Annotated in this window: 2 protein-coding genes; one reads left to right on the forward strand and one right to left on the reverse strand. The window is 46.0% G+C overall.

The features are described 5' to 3' along the window. Positions 1-327: 327 nt before the first annotated feature. Complete coding sequence (locus tag O3C43_25055) at positions 328-2,013, forward strand: hypothetical protein (GenBank protein MDA1069759.1); 1,686 nt, start codon at positions 328-330, stop codon at positions 2,011-2,013. Between the two features lie 4 nt (positions 2,014-2,017). On the opposite strand, the gene O3C43_25060 is transcribed toward O3C43_25055, so the two are convergent. After that, positions 2,018-2,980, reverse strand: coding sequence for a PQQ-binding-like beta-propeller repeat protein (locus tag O3C43_25060; protein ID MDA1069760.1), 963 nt, complete (start codon positions 2,978-2,980; stop codon positions 2,018-2,020). Positions 2,981-3,131 lie beyond the last annotated feature (151 nt).

Genomic DNA, 3,131 nt, shown 5'->3' on the forward strand with positions numbered 1-3,131 from the left:
TGCAGCCAGGAGGATAATTTTCGCCCTCTGGCAAAATCGGACGGAGACCGAGGTGCCCTTGGCAACCTTGCTTAGCAGGGCTTTTTGGTCGGAGGTAAGCTTAACCACAGGGGCGACTTTCATGAACCAAAGCCTAAACCAGTGCCAAAGGGGATATCAATCTTTATGTTATAATATTTACGCCGCACTACACTAGATCTAGCGGTCGAGGGACCAGGAAAGGTAACCTTCGAATTTGATAAAACCTCAACCAACCCACAGAGTCGGGAAATACTTCTGGATGCGGTTCCTATCCTTGATCCAAACAAAGAAACGATTCTGATTTCAGTGGGTACCCATTTACTATCATTTCGTCATAGTGGTCAGCCAGGCACAGCCAGTTTAGAGGAGTTAGTTTTCGAACCCGGGATATTGGTAGGATTCCCTAAAATATTTGAGGGTGGCCGAGTAGAGGTAGGGCCAAATGGCACCCTGGATGTTGGAACGACAGTTTATGTTTTGGCGGCCCCTAACCCCGGCTGGTCTTTTGTTGGTTGGCAAGCGCCCTACGAAGGAATGCCACAAGCCTTCAATTATGTTGCGACAGACCAGCTGAACTTTGTTCCCATTTTCCAAAGGGAAGCTGTTGAATTTGATGCCTACGGTCTTCGTTGGACAGGAAATGGAATAGGAATCAACCTAACCGCTGCAACATTTGAAGGCACTACTCCTTCCGACAATTACACATCATTAATCGAAATCGTTACCGAGCATGACGCTCCCTATCCATGGGTAGAATCTATACCAAGTGGTCCTGCTGTCTTTCGTTGGGACAACAATCAAACCGCCCATTGGTCCATATCTTCACTCGACGGTGTTTCTTATAGAAATCCGAACCATTTTTCCAGAATATCTCCAGATGGATGGATGAACTTAGCAATTCCTGCTGGCGAACATTCCCTCATAGCCACAAGGCTCGGAAGAGGGGGAGAAATTATACCGGGGTTTTTAGTTTCTGTTCACGCCTTGGGCTTTATTTTCGAAGAGGCTCCGCTCCTAGGAATCTACAAAGAAGGAACTGAGCTAACCATCAAACTGCCGCCGGAAATTCCAATGAATAAGGTGGAATGGTCGGGCATTCCTGAATCCGCAACAATCGATGAGCAGACTATTACATTTCCGGTTAACGACCACGTTGAGGTATTAGCAAAGATTTGGCATCCAGAAAACTGGTTCGATATTCAAATACACCATGCAGGAAAAACGGAGTGGGAGCCGACATTCCCTGGCAACATACAAAAAAAGTTACTTAGCATTCCAAGTCGATATTCCGACCACCTGAAGTTAAATCCTCCGGGAGAGGGGATCATTGAATTTTCACTTCAAACGCCACACAATGTCTTTTTGGACGTTCGTCATAACGGTGGAACTATTACCTCACTATCGGGCACGGACATAAGTAGTCGAGGATACATTTTGGTAGATGGCCCTCAGGATGAAATTTCTTGGGCGTTTAAGGAGGCAGGATCTAGGCCGGAAGGATATTCGACTAACCAAGATAATCTAAGATTCTCAAATCTACAATTCATCCCAAACCTTCCGAAAAATCCTTATGTGGCATGGCTTCATAAATTTAACCAATTAGGTCACCTCAATAATCAGATAATAAGCCTTGAAGAAGATACCAACAAAGACGGAATCAACAATTATCTAAGCTTTCTCTTGGATGAAAATCCTGTTGAACCAGTCGTGCTACTGGGTGTTCGACCCGATAACAAAGAATCAAGAACCACAATCTGGCATCCAAAATTTCCTGAAGAATTGGTAGACTCGTTTATCATAGAATATACAACCGACCTTACCAAGGAGTGGAGGAATGCTTCCCAAATTTTAGGGACGCCTTATCCAGCTCCAGAGAACGCTGAAATCACATTATGCGACGTGGTGAAGTACCCAGAAGAAGGGAGAACTCTTTTTTTCAGAATCCGATATACAGATAACATCCCCGATCTCGAAACCTTATTACAGCCATAGAAAGCTAAAGGGCTTTGAGTCTCGATTTCAAACTGCGTGCCTGCTCACCTTCCACAACCAAACTATTGGAAAGCGCATTTTTTTGAAAATCGGTGACATTCTTCCAGCTCCAGACAAGTTCTTTGGCGCGGTTGATTTCGATGATCTGAGGATTGTCCGGACCGGCGTGGCAGTTACCGAGGACGAAGTTCCCGTTGGAGAGTTCTTGAAGGGTGGTTACCCAGGCAAGCGTTACGCCGGGGATGTCGTTTTGGGAGAGACGCCAGACGATGTCTTTATCTGGAGTTACTTCGAGTACACCATGGCCGTTTCCTGTCGAGATGAGGTGATTGCCATTCTTCAAAACTATGGCGCTAAATGTTTTGGCACCGTAGGCTTCTGGACCATGCCCCTTGGCAGGCTCTTTACCAAACAAAGGTACGTCAAAGTTCCACACGACTTTGCCTGAAGAAGTGTATCGAGCCACGCGCTGTTCTCCTTCATGGCTTACCAGGTAATCGCCGTTCTCGAGTTTACGAACCAGACGAGTATCCGTGTGTGCATGTGGGGTTCTTACCTGAAGGGGAATCTGGGAAACCAATTTTCCTTGAGAATCAACCTCCACAATTCGGCTGATCCCGCTTTCAGCGATCATGGTGTTTCCATTCGCAAGTCTCTGAAAGGCATGGATCTCAATTTTCTGACCATTGTAACCTTCAGTCTTACTGCTGTCGTATTCCCAAACGGTATTTCCAGCGAGATCCAGCTCCATAACTTTCGTCCAGGTATTATTTACCAAGAGGTTGCCATTCTCCAGCAACTGAAGGTCATGAACCTGCGTAATGGGATGCTCCCAGAGAAGGGTTCCATCCGCTTCGGCTATAGCAAGCTTGCCCGATTCTGCGGCAATAACAAGCCGGTCGATTTGGGAAGCAGGCTTACAGGCCACGCAGGCAATCAACAAAGAAAGTAAGAGAAAGGATTTCATAAACTGAAAACTAGAATGCATAACAGGGAAAGTCGAAGACAATAATTCGGCTAGCCAGACCCTGTTCGAAAAGCCGCTGGTTGTCCGTAAAATGCGCATGATAAAGTTTTGGAAAACCAGTATTAAGGCTTGAAAGTGTGCCGCAACATAC

This window comes from Verrucomicrobiota bacterium, from assembly GCA_027622555.1.
Taxonomy (GTDB): Bacteria; Verrucomicrobiota; Verrucomicrobiia; order Opitutales; family UBA2995; genus UBA2995.